Annotated in this window: 15 protein-coding genes; 7 read left to right on the top strand and 8 right to left on the bottom strand. The window is 60.0% G+C overall.

What is annotated here, in order from left to right:
* Window positions 1-99 precede the first annotated feature (99 nt).
* Window positions 100-648: a hypothetical protein gene (locus AC3RLQ_RS10520; protein WP_493036833.1), complete on the bottom strand. Its 549-nt coding sequence runs from the start codon at window positions 646-648 to the stop codon at window positions 100-102.
* A gap of 125 nt (window positions 649-773) precedes the next feature.
* On the opposite strand from AC3RLQ_RS10520, the gene AC3RLQ_RS10515 reads away from it, so the two are divergent.
* Complete coding sequence (locus tag AC3RLQ_RS10515) at window positions 774-1,052, top strand: helix-turn-helix domain-containing protein (protein ID WP_493036831.1); 279 nt, start codon at window positions 774-776, stop codon at window positions 1,050-1,052.
* Window positions 1,053-1,091: 39 nt separating this feature from the next.
* Here the strand turns inward: AC3RLQ_RS10515 and AC3RLQ_RS10510 are convergent, their stop codons facing one another.
* From AC3RLQ_RS10510 to AC3RLQ_RS10490, 5 genes are all read right to left on the bottom strand, one after another.
* A complete protein-coding gene (locus AC3RLQ_RS10510) occupies window positions 1,092-1,907 on the bottom strand; it encodes a RecB family exonuclease (RefSeq protein WP_493036829.1) in 816 nt (271 codons plus the stop codon).
* Window positions 1,904-2,503 carry a hypothetical protein gene (locus AC3RLQ_RS10505; RefSeq protein ID WP_493036827.1) on the bottom strand — a complete coding sequence of 200 codons (600 nt, stop codon included), beginning with the start codon at window positions 2,501-2,503 and terminating at the stop codon, window positions 1,904-1,906. The genes AC3RLQ_RS10510 and AC3RLQ_RS10505 overlap by 4 nt, the downstream gene beginning before the upstream one ends.
* 94 nt (window positions 2,504-2,597) lie before the next feature.
* Window positions 2,598-2,921 carry a hypothetical protein gene (locus AC3RLQ_RS10500; protein ID WP_493036825.1) on the bottom strand — a complete coding sequence of 108 codons (324 nt, stop codon included), beginning with the start codon at window positions 2,919-2,921 and terminating at the stop codon, window positions 2,598-2,600.
* A 102-nt stretch (window positions 2,922-3,023) separates the two neighbouring features.
* Window positions 3,024-4,172 (bottom strand): tyrosine-type recombinase/integrase, encoded by a 1,149-nt coding sequence (locus AC3RLQ_RS10495; RefSeq protein WP_493036823.1) that lies wholly within the window; start codon window positions 4,170-4,172, stop codon window positions 3,024-3,026.
* Window positions 4,173-4,562: 390 nt separating this feature from the next.
* On the bottom strand, window positions 4,563-5,825 hold the full coding sequence (locus tag AC3RLQ_RS10490; RefSeq protein ID WP_493036821.1) for a L,D-transpeptidase: 1,263 nt from the start codon (window positions 5,823-5,825) through the stop codon (window positions 4,563-4,565).
* Window positions 5,826-6,339: 514 nt separating this feature from the next.
* Here AC3RLQ_RS10490 and AC3RLQ_RS10485 point away from each other — a divergent pair.
* Window positions 6,340-8,295, top strand: a complete 1,956-nt coding sequence (locus tag AC3RLQ_RS10485; protein ID WP_493036819.1) for a hypothetical protein — start codon at window positions 6,340-6,342, stop codon at window positions 8,293-8,295.
* 51 nt (window positions 8,296-8,346) lie between these two features.
* Here the strand turns inward: AC3RLQ_RS10485 and AC3RLQ_RS10480 are convergent, their stop codons facing one another.
* Window positions 8,347-9,921 carry a formylglycine-generating enzyme family protein gene (locus AC3RLQ_RS10480; RefSeq protein ID WP_493036817.1) on the bottom strand — a complete coding sequence of 525 codons (1,575 nt, stop codon included), beginning with the start codon at window positions 9,919-9,921 and terminating at the stop codon, window positions 8,347-8,349.
* A gap of 167 nt (window positions 9,922-10,088) precedes the next feature.
* Between AC3RLQ_RS10480 and AC3RLQ_RS10475 the strand changes: the two genes are divergently transcribed.
* Window positions 10,089-10,580: a hypothetical protein gene (locus AC3RLQ_RS10475; protein ID WP_493036815.1), complete on the top strand. Its 492-nt coding sequence runs from the start codon at window positions 10,089-10,091 to the stop codon at window positions 10,578-10,580.
* Window positions 10,581-10,647: 67 nt separating this feature from the next.
* Here AC3RLQ_RS10475 and AC3RLQ_RS10470 read toward each other — a convergent pair whose 3' ends face one another.
* The gene (locus AC3RLQ_RS10470) at window positions 10,648-11,253 is read right to left on the bottom strand and encodes a YdeI/OmpD-associated family protein (RefSeq protein WP_493036813.1); all 606 of its coding nucleotides are present in this window, start codon (window positions 11,251-11,253) and stop codon (window positions 10,648-10,650) included.
* Window positions 11,254-12,329: 1,076 nt separating this feature from the next.
* Here AC3RLQ_RS10470 and AC3RLQ_RS10465 point away from each other — a divergent pair.
* The 4 genes from AC3RLQ_RS10465 to AC3RLQ_RS10450 all read left to right on the top strand — a co-directional run bounded on the left by AC3RLQ_RS10465 (window position 12,330) and on the right by AC3RLQ_RS10450 (window position 16,513).
* Entirely contained in the window at window positions 12,330-12,710 is a 381-nt protein-coding gene (locus AC3RLQ_RS10465) for a helix-turn-helix domain-containing protein (RefSeq protein ID WP_493036811.1), read from the top strand.
* Between the two features lie 29 nt (window positions 12,711-12,739).
* A complete protein-coding gene (locus AC3RLQ_RS10460) occupies window positions 12,740-13,648 on the top strand; it encodes a toprim domain-containing protein (protein ID WP_493036809.1) in 909 nt (302 codons plus the stop codon).
* Entirely contained in the window at window positions 13,645-14,880 is a 1,236-nt protein-coding gene (locus AC3RLQ_RS10455; RefSeq protein ID WP_493036807.1) for a hypothetical protein, read from the top strand. Before AC3RLQ_RS10460 ends, AC3RLQ_RS10455 begins: the two co-directional genes overlap by 4 nt.
* Before the next feature lie 376 nt (window positions 14,881-15,256).
* Window positions 15,257-16,513: an NAD(P)/FAD-dependent oxidoreductase gene (locus AC3RLQ_RS10450; protein WP_493036805.1), complete on the top strand. Its 1,257-nt coding sequence runs from the start codon at window positions 15,257-15,259 to the stop codon at window positions 16,511-16,513.
* Window positions 16,514-16,763 lie beyond the last annotated feature (250 nt).

The raw sequence follows: 16,763 nt of genomic DNA, 5'->3' as shown, positions 1-16,763 counted from the left end.
GTTGGGTGTTGTGGGTTGAAACAAAAAGAGCCGCCCACGGGGTGTGGACGGCTCCTTTTGAAATGGATTTTTGTTCAATGGCTCGAAGCGTAGTCCCTGCTAAAATGCAGGCCTACGCTGCTGGAGACCTTCTTTGCAGCCTGTTTGGAAGCCATCAAGAAATGCCTTATGGAATGCCTGATCCATGCTGCTGGCTGGTTCAGGAGGTGCGTTCGAGAGCTTGATCAATTCATATTCTGCAGTTGTCGGGACTCGTCCGTAGTTTGCGGCCCATTCCATTCCCTTTTGGTAACCTGCGAATACAAAAAGCATGGAGCCCTTGACCTCGTCTGTGAGGACAACCTTCTTGGACTCATTTGAAGGCTCAGGAGAATTAGCCGGTTGAGAATCGACGTCAGCTATTGGCATCGGCGTTTCATTCACGGCTTCGTGAGTGGGATGTTGGGGCGCTTCGGCTTTTTGTTCTGTGGAAAAAACGCATATAAGAAAATATCCTCCGACCAAGACAACAAAGGCAGCAAAAACCCAGGCAACCCTCTCAAAGATTGAGCGGGGCGTTTTGGGTCTCGTTTTGTTTGGGATTTGGATGGGAGAATCGCACGAAGGACAGACCACGACTTGGCCTGGAGTGACTGATTGAATAGCCATCTTCTGTCTGCAAAGAGGGCATGAAAAAGAGTGGTGCATAGGGATTGTGGGTTTGTGGTTTGGATAATTACACTACCGATGAGTGAGTGTAAAGAGCATGACGGACCCGCTAATAGCAGGGTCAGATGACCAGCCCGACGCTCAAACGCTTATTGGCGAGATTGAAGCAGTTGCGTATGCAACAGGGGCTGACGCAGGAAGAATTCGCGGACAAAAATGGGATCTCTTACAAGTATTACCAGGCCGTCGAAGCAGGCAGGAAAAGAGACCCGCGCCTTTCGACATTGGAACGATTTGCCAAGATTCACGGCATTGAGGTCTGGCAGCTGCTTGTCCCCCTTTCGGATGATAAGACAATTGTCAAAAAAGACCTCCTGAAAGCAAAGCGCTCATCGAAGAAATGAAAGCGGCTCCGGTGGGCATTCCCGGAGCCGCTGGCGTGCTCAGTGCCATTTTTTGCACTCGTTGAAGAACTCGCAACTGCCGCACTGCAGTCCAGGCGCGGGTACGAAGTCCTCCATCTCCAGTCCTCGCACGTAGGAGTGGATCATCCGCAGGAGCTTGTCCTGCTGCTCCAGGCTGGCTGGCCCGCTGCGGGTGACAACCAGCTTGGGCGTTTTAAGCCGCACCAGATGATGCAGTTCGATGCCGCTCTCCTGCCGGTCGGTCGCCTCGCGGTAGAGCATGGCGTACGAGGTCGTCTGCACTTCGGTGAAGTGCAGCACCTTCTCGCTGTCGGGTGTACGGCTGGTCGTCTTGTAATCGACGATGCAGCCACCCTTTCGCACGAGATCCATGATGCCCACGAGCTTGGGCAGGCCGTGCCGGGCAAGGTCCAGCTCTACCGAGACCTCCACGCCTTCGGGCCGCTCATCCAAAGGGATGGGCGTGTCACGCAGGTAGGTTTCCAGCAGGGCGAAGGCACCGGCCTTGGTGCTCTCTTCTTCATCGCCCCAGTTGATCGGCTCATCCTCTTCGGCATTGGCCCAGGCCTGGTCAAACACAGTCCTGACCATCTCATCAAGCAGCGGGGCTTTGCGCCAGCGAGCAAGATTCCACTGCTGCAGGACTGCATGAACGACGGTGCCGACCCGCATGGCCGAAGAGGGCTTCTTCGGTTTGCCACTGAGGTAGCGGAAGTAGAACTTCAACCGGCACGACAACCACGTCCCCAAGCGGGAAGCGGAAATCGTTTCCAGCAGTTCGTCCTTGGTGCGGCCCACCTTGGCAACTGATTCCTGATCGGGGGATGCGATCATGACGTGAGCCCTCCAATCATCGGTTTCGACGCAGTGCGGTAGAGGGCAGGGGAGCCCGCCGTTTCCGTGCTAGGATGACCATTTCCGTTGCTGCGCGGCTTACCGTTGCGCCTGACGCCAGCGTTGTAGCGCTCGAACAGCTCGTCAATCAGACCGCTGGCCTGAAGTCGATCAAGCTGACGCACGCCGGCGCCGAACATCTCCAGCGCGATCTGTTCGACCTCACTTTTGTCGATGTTCTTCTCTCGCACGACCTTTTCGATCAGGCCGCGTTGCTTGTCGCTGCAACGCCAGGCTCCAGTGCTGGAACCGTTGGTGTGCCCGTTGCCGTTGGCATGTGGATGTCTTCTGCCATTGGTGGCGGGTGGGGCGGCACCGTTGGAGGCGCTGCCGTAGGTATGGGCATCGGGCATGAACCCGACTTCCTGGATGGATTGATCCACCGCATCCTGCAGGAGGCGGTAGAGCCTGCTGCTTTCCTGCTCGACCTGCGAGAGGTCGGTCAGTTCCGTGCGAATAGACACGGAGTATTGATGTGAGCTGTAGCCGGGGAGGCCCAGCTTCTTTGCGTAGTTTGCTTCGAGGACGATAGCCATGATGTGAATCTCCTTGGGTTTGATGTTGGGATGACGGCACAAAAAAGCCCGGCGAGTGGCCGGGCTTGATGGTGACGAGGTGGTGTTGATCCGGTCATTGATGCCGGTCCGATGGATCAGATCGAACCGGTGGTGTTTCAGCGACACAAACATCCGACGGCATCAGGGTCATGCGGCGCAAACCCTCGGCGACCAGACTGCTGGCGAGAGCAGTCATGGGGATGCCTTTGGATTTGGCCGCATGATAGAGCGGCGAGATGAGAGTGTACTGAAGCCGGGGCGAGTAGTATTTGGACTGCGCCATGAGAGTGCTCCAGACCATCAGCGACGGCGAACTCACCACTGCCCAGTAAAGGGCTTCACGATACGCCCAGGTGACGGGCGACTGTGGCGGAATGCCACGATGAGGAAGGCTCAATCGAGCCAGAGGCTAAGCCTTCCTCATAGGATTATGGTCTATAATTCTTCCAAAGAGGCCAAATGGGAGAATGGATGATGTCAAAAATGCAGTTGGTAACGCTCACAAAGAAGGGAGCGCAGCAGCGGCTTTGTTGAGGGCTTCTTCTCCCACTGTGGTATAAAGTTCGGAAATCTGCGCGGACTCATGACCGATGAGTTTTTGCACGACGGCGGCAGGAATGCCCGCCTCTTTGAGCAGTGTGACGGCTGTATGACGCAGGCTGTGAAACGAAAGCTGCTCATTATCATGACGACCGCCGCGCCCTTCGCCCGTGGTGGCACGGTGAGCCTTTTTCTCCCGCAGGCCAGCGAGGGCCAGTACGTCGGCGAACTGATTGGAGAGCGTTCCGCTTTTGCCGCTCTTCTTCAAAAGGGCGCAGGCTCGCGGATGCAGGGGAGAGAGTTCGGGCCGCGCATCGGGTGCGGGCAGGCTTTCGATGTGCTCGCGAAGCGGGGGAGCCATCGGGATGATTAGGACAGCGCCGGTCTTTTGCGTGACAAGGCGCACCTGCCCCTTTTCGAGATCCACGTTTGCCCAAGTGAGCCGAGCAATGTCGCCGATGCGCTGACCCGTGTAGAGGCCGCAAAGGATCATGGAGCGCCATTCTGCATCGGCCACTGAGAGCAAGGCGCGGATTTGATCGAGCGTGAAGGGACGGCGGCGCTTCTTGTCCGACTGCTTTTCGCGGATTGTCTCCACAAACTCGGCGGGATTGTCCACAATGAAGCCATCCCGCTTGGCGGCACGGAAAAGCATCTTCACGACTTTGATATGGTGATTCGCTGCCTTCGCGGAGAGACGTTCCAGGAGTGCATTGCGGAACGTGACAATGTGCTCCTTCGTCACCATGGTAAGCTCATCTTCGGCGAGTGCTCCGAGATGCTTTAGAAACTGGCTGGTGCTGTTTTCGTAAAAGACCTGCGTGGCCTTTGCGGTGCTTTTCTTCTCAAGCAGCCAGTTTGCCACGAAGGCATGAACGGAGGAGCTCGGAAGCACTTCACCGGTGATTTCAGCATGGAGCCGCGAGAGCACACGGCGGGCCTGCGTGGCGGTGCGTCTGACGGTCGCTCCCGCCTCGAATTGATCGGCGAGCTTTTGCGCTTCTTTACGATCCGTTGTTTTCGTGGAGGCATTCCGCCAGCGGCCATCTTTGGAGAGATAGCGAGCGTACCAGAACCGGCTCTTGGGATGCTTCCAAACGGATGCCATAAAAGTAAGACACAGAGTAAGACAAACGCGGATGTTTTCAATGACTTTGATGGCGCTGGAAGCCTTGATTTTGCAGGAAAGTTCATAATCAGAAGTGCGCTTGGCGAAACAGGGGTTCAACTCCCCTCGCCTCCACTTTCTTGAAGTCCAAGGGAGTGCGATGGGTTCTGAGAGTATGATTCCCTGAACTTGGGCCAGCACGTTTGGTGAAATCGGTTTTGGAAACGGCTGTCTGCGTGAAAGCCGTGCGCTGAGAGATCGGGACGATCCATCTCCGCCAGAGCCTCCGGCAGGAGAGGGATCATCTTGATCCCTCAACGCTCCGCCTCTCCCAGTTTTCTTAAAGCCCAGCGTCAAAGCTTGCGATCGGCCCAGCTCCAAAGCTCCACCTCAATGAATCGACACCACCACGCCCGCTCGCACGCGTGTGGCCAGGCGGGCGATGTCCCAGTTGGCCAGGCGCACGCAGCCGTGGCTGGCGCTGCGGCCGATGGAGTCGGGATCGCTCGTGCCGTGCAGGCCGATGCCGGGCTTGTTTAGAGCCACCCAGATCACGCCGACGGGATCATTCGGGCCGGGAGCGAGCAGATACGTTTCGTCGCCACGCTCGCCGGTCTTCAGGAAGGAGAGATCATAGCGGAAGTCCGGCAGCCGGGCGATGCCCTTCACCTTCCATTCGCCCAAGGGAGACACCGTCTGCGCGGAGCCGATGGTCACCGGATAAGCAGCCACGAGTTGGCCGTTTTCAAACAAGCGCAGCATGTTGTCCTTCGTGTCCACCTTGATGGAGATCTGGTCAGCCGTCAGCGGGCCGGACTTGGCCGGAGCCTGTTTCTCTTCGGCGGCCTTCGCGTCCTTGGACTTGGCTTTGTCGGCGACTTTGCCCTTCGCTTCGCTGCTCTTTTTGCCAGCCTCGGCCTTGGGCTTCTGCTTGCCCTTTTCCTTCTCCGCCAGTTGATCCAGCATCGGCAGCGTCTTCACGCCGCTGATTTCAAAAGGTTGCACATTCGGCACCCTCAGCGTGTCACCGACTTTCAATGCGTCCAGCTTGCCGGGGTTCAGCTCCTTGAGGTAATCGATGTCCACGTGAAATTTCTCCGCCACCGCCTCAGCCACGCTGGCGTACGGCAGCCATTTTAGCTTGGCCATTTCCGGCACTTCTTTCGGCAGTTCGCCTGTGGCTTTGACGTCGGCCTCCGTCACCACGTAGTCGATGAAGACGGCCTTCACGCTGGCCAGATCCATATCAGCGAGATCCGGCAGCGGGTTGGTCTTTTCAGGCTGGCCTTCCACCTTGGCAGGAGCGGGTGCCGCAGGCAGAGGAGGGAGGCCGTGCGCCTCACGGTACAAACCCAGCGCCTTCTCTGAAAAGCCGCCGTAACGCCCGTCGATCTTCCCCGGGCCGAAGTTCGCGCGATCAAGAAACACCTGCAGCCGCGTCGCCGCCTCACGATCAGCGGGCATGGCGGGCGTGGCCTTTTCGGCTTCAGCCGTGGCGGCGGGTTTGGCTGCTTTTTTGTCAGCAGCAGGCTTGGTCTCGGCCTTCGCCTTCGCCGCTTTCTTGTCAGCCGCCGCTGCGGGAAGAGCAAGCCCGCACAGCAGGCTGAAGGTAAGGGCAAGCAGAGGCGGCAAACGAAACACAGTGGGATACATGCCTTTCCTTCGCCTGTGCTTCGACAACCGGCTGTGCGCGAATCCGCTCGCGCAGGTGAAGAAGCCCCTGGCCCACGAATAACGCAGCCCCCATATGGAGTGCGGTTGCGCAGTGAGGCACGAACGAAGCTACCGCTTTCGACGTGCTTTGTGATCCCCGCACGCCAGCAGTTCTCCGAAGGCGGGACCACGTGGGACGTTCGCCTGCAGGTCAGCTCACGCCCACCACGCGCCTCTCGAAAAGCGGCAGCCAGGCTCATCCCTCGTTTCGCAGCCACACTCCAAACCATCCCATGCCGCATCAGGGTCATGGATGAAAAAAGGCTGCTCCATTTGAAATGAGCCTTGGAAATCTCCCCGTCTGCCGCCCTGCAAAACTCATCGCCCGGCCGCCCCTGCGAATGACAGAACCGCCCCCGCCACCCGCAGCGATACCAGTGACGAGATACGCTGCACTGAACTCCCGCCCCCGCCCGGGCCGCAACTCCTCTCAGGGCCGCCTGCCACTCCCACGATGTCTCACGCCAAAGTCCATTCACCCCACCGCAGGCTCCGCCTGGCGCTCATCGCCACGGCGGTTTTCGTTGTCGTCTTTTTCGGTGCTTATCACTGGCTGGTCAGCACCGCGCAGTCCACCCTGCGGCGGCGTTTGACGGAGCACGGGCTCAGCCTCACCAGCAGCAGCGATTCATGGTCACTCTTCGGCGGCATCACGCTGAACAACGCCGCGCTGCGCGGCCTGCCGGACAATGAGCCTTTGATCGAAATCAGCGCCCTGCATGTGGACATCCTGTGGCGGGAAGTGTGGAAATCACGCACCGCCGTCACGCGCTGGCACACCACGGATGGCACCCTCACCCTGCATGATCCGGCCGGGGCGGTGACCTTTGAGCACTTCACCACCGACCTCTCCGTGCAGGATGACAAGATCGACATCGCCCGGCTCGACACCGTGAATGGGCCCGTCTCCATCGCCGTGACCGGCCAGATCATCACCGCCAAAGCCAGCCGCCCCGCCACCGCGCAGAATGAGGAGGCCTTCAAGCTGAGCCTGAAGCCCGTGCGCTCCGTGATGGACATGCTGGATTTCAAACCCGGCGGCGGCACCTTCGCCATCACTGGCGGCTTCACGGTGGATCTCCGTCCCGACACTACACAGTGGACCGCCACCCTGCACGGCAGCGGCCCGAATCTGGAGCTGCACGGCGTGCCCATGAAACAGGCGGAGGTGGAGGCCCAGATCTCCCAGTCAGACTTGAAGCTCTCCTCCAAGATCGCCTTTGAAAAAGGCACCGCCGAGGTGGACGCCACCCTCGCAGGCTGGCAGGATCAGCCGCTGCTGCTCTCCGGCACGCTCATCGATACCGCCGGGCGCAAGGACACCTTCAAAGGCCAGCGAGTGGGCAAGTTCGACACGCTGACCATCTCCCAGCTCAGCGGTGACGCGAATCTGCTGGAGCTCGCGCTCAACATTCCCGTGCTCGCGAAAGGCCTGCCGAAGGACGTGAAGGTCACCACCTTTCCAGACATCATCGCGGAGGACTTCGTTTTCAATTCCGGGGCCCATCCCCCGGAGTGGACGCTGCGCTCCATGCGCATCCGCAGCGCCGCAGACCTCGTGGTCACCGTGCGCGAGCATCCGCTGGTCATTGAGCGCCTTCAGGGCAAGGTCTCCTACGATCACCGCGCCTGGCATTTCGACAGCTTGAAGGGGCGCATGCTGGGCGGCAGCTTCGCCCTCACCGCCACCTACGACGGCAAAAAACTCAGCGATGCCCATGTCTCGCTGCAGACCCTGCACCTGGACACCCTCACGCCCTGGGTGGGCAAGCTCAGCGCGAAGCTGGAGGATGCGCAGATGACGCTCACCTATCGCGGAGTCATTGGCGATGACCCCAGCAACTCCACCGGCAGCGGCACGCTGGATCTCATCCATGCGCCCATCGTGCACGTGCCCCTGCTGGATCAGGCCTATCAGCTCTTCCCCAAAATCCTCAACCATGAGGACCCCCACGACACCGGCGAGGTGAAAACCACCTTCATCATGAAAAACGGCGTCGCCATGGTGGAGCCCATGAAGGTGCTCGGGAAGTCCATCGTCGTCACCGCCCGCGGCACCGTGGATCTGAACAAGCGCACCGTGGAAGGCCATGGCCGCGCCAACATGCGCGGCTTTATGGGGGTGGTCATCTCGCCCATCAGCGTCGTGTTCATGGAGATGCAGGTGAAGGGCCCGTTTGACGACATCAAAGTCGCCCCTCTCGGTTTGATCGGTGCCGCGAAAAGCGTCCTCAAAAATGCCGCCAAACTCAGCAGCCTCGTCCTCCGCGAAGGCGTCTCCGTCCCCTTCGAAGCCCTTGGCATGTTCAGCCGGCAGAGCACGAAGGAAGAGGCGAAGGAGGCTGCCAAGGAAAGTGCGAAGGAAAGTGCGAAGGCAGGTGTCAAAGAAGGCACCAAGGCGGCGGAGTGAGCGCTCGTTCCATGCGCGTGTCCTGCCATGCCGTGGGATGGAAAGCTGGTCCTATTTGATCTTCTCGGCCGTCATGTCCTCGTTCTTGTTGCTCTTGCCTTTCATTCGTCCGTCCTTCGCTGGCAGGTCAAACTCCGCCCACGCGCCATTGGCATAATCAACGCGCAGGGTCTTCCCCACGACTTTCCATTTTCCTGCGATGTTGCCTGAGACGACGGTGCCGTCATTCAGCAGTTCTTTGTTCATGGCAAAGTCTCCGGCCTTGAAGATCCATTGTCCTGCCAGGGAGCTTTCAATGTCCGATTTATTCGAGGGCGCACTGGCCGCGCCTTCGGCACTTAGAACGACTCGGAAGCCATAATACGGGCGGCGATGAGTGGGTGGAAGTGCTCCCCTAAAGCCCGAAAGCATGTCGTCGGCTTCGTATCCATACCATGACCCACCACGTGATACCCTGCGTTCTTTTGCATCGTCAAACCAATCTGAGCACCACTCCCAGACATTCCCGCCCAGATCATAAATGCCAAGGCTGTTGGCTTGAAACTTCATCACGGGCGCCGTTGTGGTAAAACCGTCAGAATATCCTTTGATAAAGAAGCGTGTTGGAAATTTAGCATTGAAGGCAGCATCGGCATAATTGCCGAATCCGTTTGGCGGGGTCGGCATAACGCCCCATGGAAAAACTTTTGCGGCTGACATGTGCTTTGCGACTGGCAGGCCCGTTTTCGGTTCTTTGCCTGCCATGCCCACGGCGGCGCTCCATTCATCATCGGTGGGAAGGCGGTAAGTGCGGCCCTCCTTTTTGGACAGCCACTCACAAAATCCCACCGCTTCATCCCATGACACCATCGAGACCGGTTCGTTGTCATCGGTGCTCAACGAAACGCCTTCAAAAGTCACGTTTTTCCACTGGGTGCTCACATCTGCCCCCGCACTCGCGTAGCTGGCAAAATCGCCCCTGCGCGTTTCATGGATGCACATGAGGATGCTGGTGCCCGGAACCGGGACGAACTTCATGCCCAGGCTGTTGGTGTAGGCTTCAGCTTTGAGAGATGGCGATGGAGCGCCCTTTGACGCTGCCATATCCAGACCTGCATTCGCCAGAGTTTCCCGAATCTGCTTCACATGCAGTGCGCCCTCCACATTCTGCGCCGCCGTCAGCTCGTCCTGAATCTGTGCCAGTCCTTTGTCATACCGCTGTTTGGCATCGGTCAGAGCCAGCTTTCTGACCGCCTCGATCTTGGTGGCCTCGATCTTGTAGGCTGCATAGATGTTCTTGAGGGAGTCTGGCGGTGGTGACTCTGCTTCGGTGAGCAGAAGCCCCTGGCCGATGCGTTCGATGTCGGCCTTGATCCGCACCAGGGCATCCAGATCCTTCCGCTTTGCCGCCGAGGCGCTCTCACGCTCAAGGGCGGGCTTCACCTTGGCATTGAGCGCCTTGATCCCTTCTTCATAGGGAATCGCCACGCTTTTGAGCACAAAGGATTCAAAGCCCGATTTCAAGGTCTCCAACCGCTGCTGAGCCTCCACCGGCAGGGCAGGCTCTGCGGCATGTGGGCTGGATGCAAAGACAAGTGCCAGGCAGGCGAGCAGCGCCAGACTCAGCCGAAAAGGGGGTAGGTTCATCCGGCCAAAGAACCGAATCCATGCACGTAGTCAAAGTTCTTTGAGTATGGTGGCAAACCTTTGCAGTCATCGCCTCACGTAGGGGTCTTGGAGAATGCCTTAACCTCAAATCTTTCTCCCTCAGCGTGTTGCATGGCTGCGGCGTGGATTTCGTGCTAACCTTCTTCATGCGTGCACCTCGACGCGAGACCCCAGCCAGCCACACAGCGGAAGCGCCAGCCGCGAATGCGATTCGTACCGCAAGCGAACTGAAGAAGCTCATTGCAGGAAAAGGCAGGCCTGACACCACGCAGACGGCAGCGGTCCTCGCCAGGATCAGCATCGTCATGGCCGACTATCTCGAAGGCGGCAAACCCATCGGCATCGTTTTGAATCCCGTGGAAATTCTCTCTGCCGTGGCCGCCGCCATTCAGGAGGCCGAAGGCCGGCCGAGTCCCTGGCCGGACGGCGCGGACGCCCGCACCTTTTTCATCCACGGCCTCTACGACGAGATCATCCAGCAGCCCAGCAACATCTTCGAAACCAAGATCTTCCCGGACGGCACGGAGCGCTACATCCCCCTCGACAAAGCCACCTGGAAAGCCTGCCTCCAGCGCCTGCACGAGCAGATCATCGCCAGCGGATCGAAACTCGGGCAGCGCAAGAAACGCGGGGGATGAGGGGGGCGAAGTGAGGAGTGTGTTCGATTGAAACCTGGACGGAGGAGCGCTTTGCTGCAGCGCGGGGTCAGACCTTTTTACCTTGAGTCACGCCGGAGCCAGGATTCTCTTCGCTGGCCAGCATGTCCATGAGTTGCTCAAATCTCCGCTGCCTAGTTTCGGGCTTCTTCGCCGTCGCCAGTCGATAAGCGATGGAGTACCGGCTGGATTTGTTCAGCGTTTCAAAAAACTGCTTGGCCTTCGGCTTTCTCTCCAGTGCCGCGAGGAAATCCGCTGGCACCTTCATTTCACTGGCGGGGTGATAGGCGTTTTCCCAGCGTCCGTCCGCCTTTGCGGCACGGACATGCACCAGTCCAGGCTCCTTCATTCGACCCTCAAGGATCAGGCGCTCCACGTGCTCGGTATTCATTTTCGACCAGCCGCTTCTCGCCTTCCTTGGAGTGATCCGCTGGAGATAAGCCTGGTCATCCAGCGGCTTCTTCATTCCGTCAATCCAGCCCCAGCACAGCGCCTCGATCACGACCTCGTTCCAATCCACGCTCGGAACTCCGGTGTCCTTTTTGAATATCTTGACCCAGAGCTCACTTTCGGTGGCATGGTTCTTTTTGAGCCACTGACCCAGATGGGCAGGTGACGCGAAGGTCATTGTTTTCGCTGGATCGGGTGTGGGCATAAACTAGGGCTCAATTTGCCTGACATGAATGGCACTCAGTTAAGAGCATGCATCGCGGAATGAAGCGTTGCAGGCGGAAAGATTCCTGGAGCGCGGACCTCCTGAATCCGCAGCAGGTTGCTATCATCCAGCGGGTGTGGCTGCAGGCAGAGCATTTGAAAGCATGAGGACTTCGGGGACGAGAATGGATGCCACTGCATTTTCGGAAGGCGGATTTTACATGGACACGTTTTCCTGCCATTCGATATGTAGATTATCCCCCTCATTCAATTCCTCCTCGATCAGTGACCGGATTGTGTGGTCGTCAGTACATTGATCAAGGGTGAGCCTATAGGTTCCAGGAACAATTATTCCCCCAAAATGGTACGAGGACGCATAGGACGGAATTGTTCCGCTTGAAATTGAGCCGCATTTTTTAATCGCCGATTCAAGGCAGATGCGTTGATAATTGTTCCGAGGACTTTTGATATCTAGTGTGATTTGCTTCATGCGTCGGTAAGCTAATCTCGTTATGGAGATCGCCCAAGACGTGATCTATTTGGGATGATCGTTTAGGCGCAAATTGCGCTATTTGACACCCTATGCCTCTGACTTCTCCACGTTCATCCTTGCGGCCAAAAAGGAAAGATTGCGCATGCTGGCAGACGGGCGGGCTGTCGCCACACCCATCCTACGACGGGTGCGCATGAGCGCCACGCCTCCCCTCATGCGCTCTAACGTGGTATAATGTAACACAAAGTTGCAGATTCGGTTTGACTTTGAAAAATCGGACCCAAGTCTTGTTCTCATCCTTCGGGTGGCTGGTGTGAAGAACGCGGCGGGCCGGGAGGGGGACAGCGGGGGAGGCAGTGAAGAACTCTGAGTCTCGCACCAATGCAGGCCGGCGCAGCAGCCGGGCCGGGCGTTCCATGGGGTGCAGTGCATGCACTCTGGTGGATGCCGGGCCGGTGCGGGCGGTGCCGGTTGTTTTCCGAGGGCCTGAGCCCATGCCTCTGCCACGCATCCTGCGTCTCTGCGCATTCCCAGGACGAACCATGCTAATCAGATACCATATATTAATATCTAATGCTATGAAAATGCCTGAATCCGAAACCTTCTCTTTCGCCTCCATATCCACCTCCTCATCCGCTGGCCCTGTGCTTGCGTTTGGCGCTGCCTCTGACGCGTCGCCGCCCGGTGCGGGTGTCATTGCCTGCGCGGCCTCTTCCGATGCGTCTGCGCCCTTCTCTGGCGCTTCTGCCGCGCCCTCATTGTCCGGCTCCGCCGCCGCCTCGGAGGGCGGGTGGTTCACGCCGGAGCAGATGGCGCAGAGGCTCAATGTCTCCCGGCGCTGCCTGGGGAACTGGGCGCGGGACCGGATCATCCCGATGATCAAGATCGGGCGGGTGTGCCGCTTTGACCTGCCGCAGGTGATGGCGGCGCTGAAGCAGCACGAGCAGAAAGTTGCCAAGCGCTGAGAAACCCCATGCCCACCACGAACACACCCATGAAACTCGAGCTTGATCGTTTGGAAAAGGTCCGGAAGCGCGGCTCCCGGACCTTCGCCCGCTGCCCGGCCTGCGCTGAAATCGACCGGGACAGGGCGGGGGACAACCTCGTCATCTTTGCCAGCGGCTGCTTTTCCTGCGCCGCCTTTCAGCAGGACCGGGGGCACGCGCGCCGCATCCTGGAACTGGCGGGGAATGAGGAGGAAAAACGCAAACTCAGCAGCCGCAGCGGCAGCGGGCCGAAGGGCGCGTTTCCGCCGCCACGAAAGCGGCGGGAGCCTGCGCCCGCGTCCGCGCCGCCGGTGCTGCCGCCGGACTTTGATTCCCTCACGCGAGCCGCGCGCTGCCGTGTCTTCGGCTGCCCGGAAACGCAGCAGCTCATCGCGGCGGAGTTTGGCGTGCGGGCGGAGACGGTCCGCCGCCTGTCCATGCCGGAGGGCGGGGCGCTGGGTTTCTTCCCGCGCATCAGCATCTGCGGCTCGCCCTGCCTGCCGGACCGCATCGGCTACATCTACCCGCAGGGGATCAAGATCCGCGATCCCTGGGGGAAGGACGCCTCCGTGCGCTTTGCCTGGGCCTGCGGCCGCGCCACGGAGCCCTGGCGCTACACGCTCTCCCGTTCGCCCTCGCGCCCGGGGGTGCGGCATTACTTCATCACGGAGGGGGAGTCGGACCTCGTGGCCCTGGCGGATGCCCTGCAAAACCAGCTCAGAGTAGAAGATGGTATCGCCATGGTGGCCAGTCCGGGCACGTCCTTCCGGGAGGAGTGGGCGCGGCTGTTTGCAGGCTGCGAGGTGAGCCTCTTCTTTGACACAGATGCCGCCGGGGCCGCCGCCGCCGAGCGCACCACCGCCCTGCTGCGCCCGCATGCCAGCCAGGTGCGAATCCTTCACTTCAAACGCTCATGAAAGACCTCCGCAGCTATCACAATACCCTGGGGGCCGAGGCCCTGGCCGCCCTCGTCACCGATCCCGCGAACTACACCGTGGTGGCCAACTCCGGTTGCGCCAGCACCTTGAGCACCGCTCCTCCCGCGGGTGCAGGGGGCGGGGAAACCGCCATCACCATCACCGGCCCCGCCGCCAAGGGGAACGCGGTGGATCTCACGGACCTCGACGCACGGCGCATCCACCTGGAGCAGCCGCCGCCGCAGCCCGTGCCGGTTTTCTCGCTGCTCTCCCAGCAGATCTCCACGGCGGGAAACCTCACCGTCATCTCCGCGCAGGCGAAAGGTGGCAAGAGCGCCGTGGTGGGCGCGATGATCTCCAGCATCCTGGCCGCCGACGCACCGCAGGCGGAGGAGGCTGATGACATCGCTTTTGGGGAGCCAGCGCAGGATCTCCTCGGCTTCACCGCCGCCGCGCATGCGGGGCGCGCCGTGGTGCTGTTTGACACCGAGCAGTCACCTTATGATGCGTGGAGCCTCGTGCAGCGCTCTGCGCAGCGTGCCGGCGTCTCCGCCATGCCCGCGTGCTTTCGCGGTTACTCGCTGGCAGACGTTTCCACAGAGCGGCGCCGCGCCTTCCTCGCTGCCGAAATGCAGCGCGCCCAGCAGGAGTGCGGCGGCATCCACAGCGTGTTCATCGATGGCGTGGCCGATCTGTGCAAAAGCCCGAACGACGACATCGAAGCCTTCGCCTTGGTGGAGCAACTCGCGCAGCTGGCGATCACCTACGCCTGCCCCCTGATCCTCGTGCTGCATGAGAACCCCTCCGGCCTGGAGACGGGCAAGACCCGCGGCCACCTCGGCAGCCAGCTCGAGCGCAAAGCGGAGAGCAATCTCCGCATCGCCCGCGACGGCAAAAGCGGAGCCTCCATGCTCTTCTCCGAGCGCTGCCGCCACGCCTGCATCTCGCGTGATGACGCCCTGCGCTTCGCGTGGTCCACCCCCGACGGCATGCACATGACCGTGGAGCCGGAGACGAAGGAGAGCCGCACCGAGACCGCGCGGCAGAATGAGCAGCCCGAATGCCAGGCGGTGTTTGCGGGGCATGTGGGGGAGATTTCGTACACGGATCTCGTGCAGCTCATCATCACGCGGGCGCATCTCTCGGTGGCCACTGCCAAGCGCCGCATTCCCAAGTGGCTCTCCATCGGATTGCTGAAGCATGGGCCAACAGGTGGTTACTACCGTGTCTGATGCTTTGGTGTCAGGTATCAAAGGGGTATCAAATCGGTATCATGATACCGACAGGAGGTTGGTATCAAGGTATCACTCCCTATATATAGGGAGTGATACCTTGATACCAAATCCCAAACCCCAATGGTGATACTGAGACTGAACCCAACGGGTGAACCTCAATGATCCTGTGAATCCACCGCCGGTAGAAATGGAAACTCACCCCCATTGCGTCACCCATCCCTCAGCCTGTGAACCTGCTGCGGGCTGTGAACCTGCTGCGGGCTGTGAACGTGACGCCCGGCGCTGGCGGGAGGAGGGGCTGAAAAATTTTGCGACATTTTCGCGGCCACCCCTTGCGCCAATTCGTTAATCCGGCCATGCATCACCCTCACACATGAGCCAAAAACACTGGGATGTCATTGTCATCGGCGGCGGGCCTGCAGGGGCCACGGCTGCGGCCACGCTGCGTCAGGCCGGTCGTAGCGTGCTGGTGCTGGAAAAGGCCAAGTTTCCCCGCTTTCACATCGGCGAGTCGCTGCTGCCGTACAATCGCACCATCTTTGATGAGCTGGGCGTGTGGTCGAAGATCGAGGCCGCCGGGTTCATGGTGAAGCGCGGCGCGCAGTTCTGGATGGGCGACGGCTCGATTCACACGCGGATGAATTTTTCGCGGGGCTCGTTCACCGAGTTTCCAGAGTCGCTGCAGGTTGAGCGCGCGACGTTTGACGACATCCTGCTGCGCCATGCGGAGGAGATGGGCGCGGAGGTGCGGGAGGAGGCGCTGGTCACCGAGCATCGCGTGGAAAAAGACCGCGTGACGGTGAAGTTCCGCGCCAAGGACGGCACGGAGCACGAGGTGCAGGCGGCGTTTCTCATGGATGCCAGCGGCCTGGGCAACTTCACCGCGAACCGCGAGAACCTGCGCGAGTACTACCCCGAGCACAAAAAGATCTCCATCTTCGGCCACTACAGCGGCGTGCAGATGACCACCGGCGAGGAGAAGGGCGACATCCTCATCATCCGCCGTGAAAACTCCTGGTTCTGGATGATCCCGCTGACCGATGACAAGGTGAGCGTGGGTCTCGTGCTGGATCAGGCGCAGTTCAAGGCGCTGAAGAAGGACCCGCAGGAGGTGTTTGATGATGCCGTGCAAAACACGCGCGCCGTGCGTGAGCGCATGATCAATGCGAAACCGATCACGCAGGGGCATGTGCTCACCGATTTCTCCTACACGAACCGCAAGCTCGTCTCCGACCGCATCGTGCGCGTGGGGGATGCCGCAGGGTTCATTGATCCGGTGTTCTCCAGCGGCGTCATGCTGGCCATGAGCAGCGGCCGGCAGGGCGCGCAAGTGGTGCATGCGGCCATCGCCGCGGGCAAGGCGTGGACTTTTGCCATGAAACGCTACGAGTGGGCCACGCGCCGCAAGGTGGGACGCTTCTGGCAGTTCATCGAGCGGTTTTACACCAAGCACTTCGCGCAGATTTTCTTCCAGCCGAGCAACAAGTTCCGCCTGCTCTGCGCCATCAACTGCGCACTGGCAGGCCGCACGCAGATGACCTTCGGCACCTGGTGGCGCCTGCGGCTGTTTTTCACACTGGTGTGGATCCAGAAGTACCACCCGATTGCGAAGCCGATCCGGATTCGGTGAGGGGGGGCACTGAGCCGCTGGACTCTGTGGAGCGCGGACCTCCGAGTCCGCAGCGCTCCGCTAACAATGGGTACTCCGCTTGGCTCAACCCCTCATAGCTGGCGAGTGCTTGAATAGCACCTGAGCAGATGGGAGTCATGGAGGTACGCGGCCTATCCCGACCGATTGGGTAAAAGCGGCGCGCCCGCTGTTTGCGGCGTGCTGCGGACTCGGAGGTCCGCGCTCCTTGGGCACTGGGTGTTCGCCGAGG

It is taken from the genome of Prosthecobacter sp. GW821-HT29F12, from assembly GCF_058803405.1.
The sequence above is the reverse complement of the archived record's forward strand: the minus strand, read 5'-3'. Positions and strand labels throughout refer to the sequence as shown.

Excerpts from the sequence above, each read along its gene's own strand:
- AC3RLQ_RS10520 (WP_493036833.1), bottom strand. The coding sequence starts at position 648 with ATGGCTATTCAATCAGTCACTCCAGGCCAAGTCGTGGTCTGTCCTTCG.
- AC3RLQ_RS10515 (WP_493036831.1), top strand. The coding sequence starts at position 774 with ATGACCAGCCCGACGCTCAAACGCTTATTGGCGAGATTGAAGCAGTTG.
- AC3RLQ_RS10510 (WP_493036829.1), bottom strand. The coding sequence starts at position 1,907 with ATGATCGCATCCCCCGATCAGGAATCAGTTGCCAAGGTGGGCCGCACC.
- AC3RLQ_RS10505 (WP_493036827.1), bottom strand. The coding sequence starts at position 2,503 with ATGGCTATCGTCCTCGAAGCAAACTACGCAAAGAAGCTGGGCCTCCCC.
- AC3RLQ_RS10495 (WP_493036823.1), bottom strand. The coding sequence starts at position 4,172 with ATGGCATCCGTTTGGAAGCATCCCAAGAGCCGGTTCTGGTACGCTCGC.
- AC3RLQ_RS10490 (WP_493036821.1), bottom strand. The coding sequence starts at position 5,825 with ATGTATCCCACTGTGTTTCGTTTGCCGCCTCTGCTTGCCCTTACCTTC.
- AC3RLQ_RS10485 (WP_493036819.1), top strand. The coding sequence starts at position 6,340 with ATGTCTCACGCCAAAGTCCATTCACCCCACCGCAGGCTCCGCCTGGCG.
- AC3RLQ_RS10480 (WP_493036817.1), bottom strand. The coding sequence starts at position 9,921 with ATGAACCTACCCCCTTTTCGGCTGAGTCTGGCGCTGCTCGCCTGCCTG.
- AC3RLQ_RS10475 (WP_493036815.1), top strand. The coding sequence starts at position 10,089 with ATGCGTGCACCTCGACGCGAGACCCCAGCCAGCCACACAGCGGAAGCG.
- AC3RLQ_RS10470 (WP_493036813.1), bottom strand. The coding sequence starts at position 11,253 with ATGCCCACACCCGATCCAGCGAAAACAATGACCTTCGCGTCACCTGCC.
- AC3RLQ_RS10465 (WP_493036811.1), top strand. The coding sequence starts at position 12,330 with ATGCCTGAATCCGAAACCTTCTCTTTCGCCTCCATATCCACCTCCTCA.
- AC3RLQ_RS10460 (WP_493036809.1), top strand. The coding sequence starts at position 12,740 with ATGAAACTCGAGCTTGATCGTTTGGAAAAGGTCCGGAAGCGCGGCTCC.
- AC3RLQ_RS10455 (WP_493036807.1), top strand. The coding sequence starts at position 13,645 with ATGAAAGACCTCCGCAGCTATCACAATACCCTGGGGGCCGAGGCCCTG.
- AC3RLQ_RS10450 (WP_493036805.1), top strand. The coding sequence starts at position 15,257 with ATGAGCCAAAAACACTGGGATGTCATTGTCATCGGCGGCGGGCCTGCA.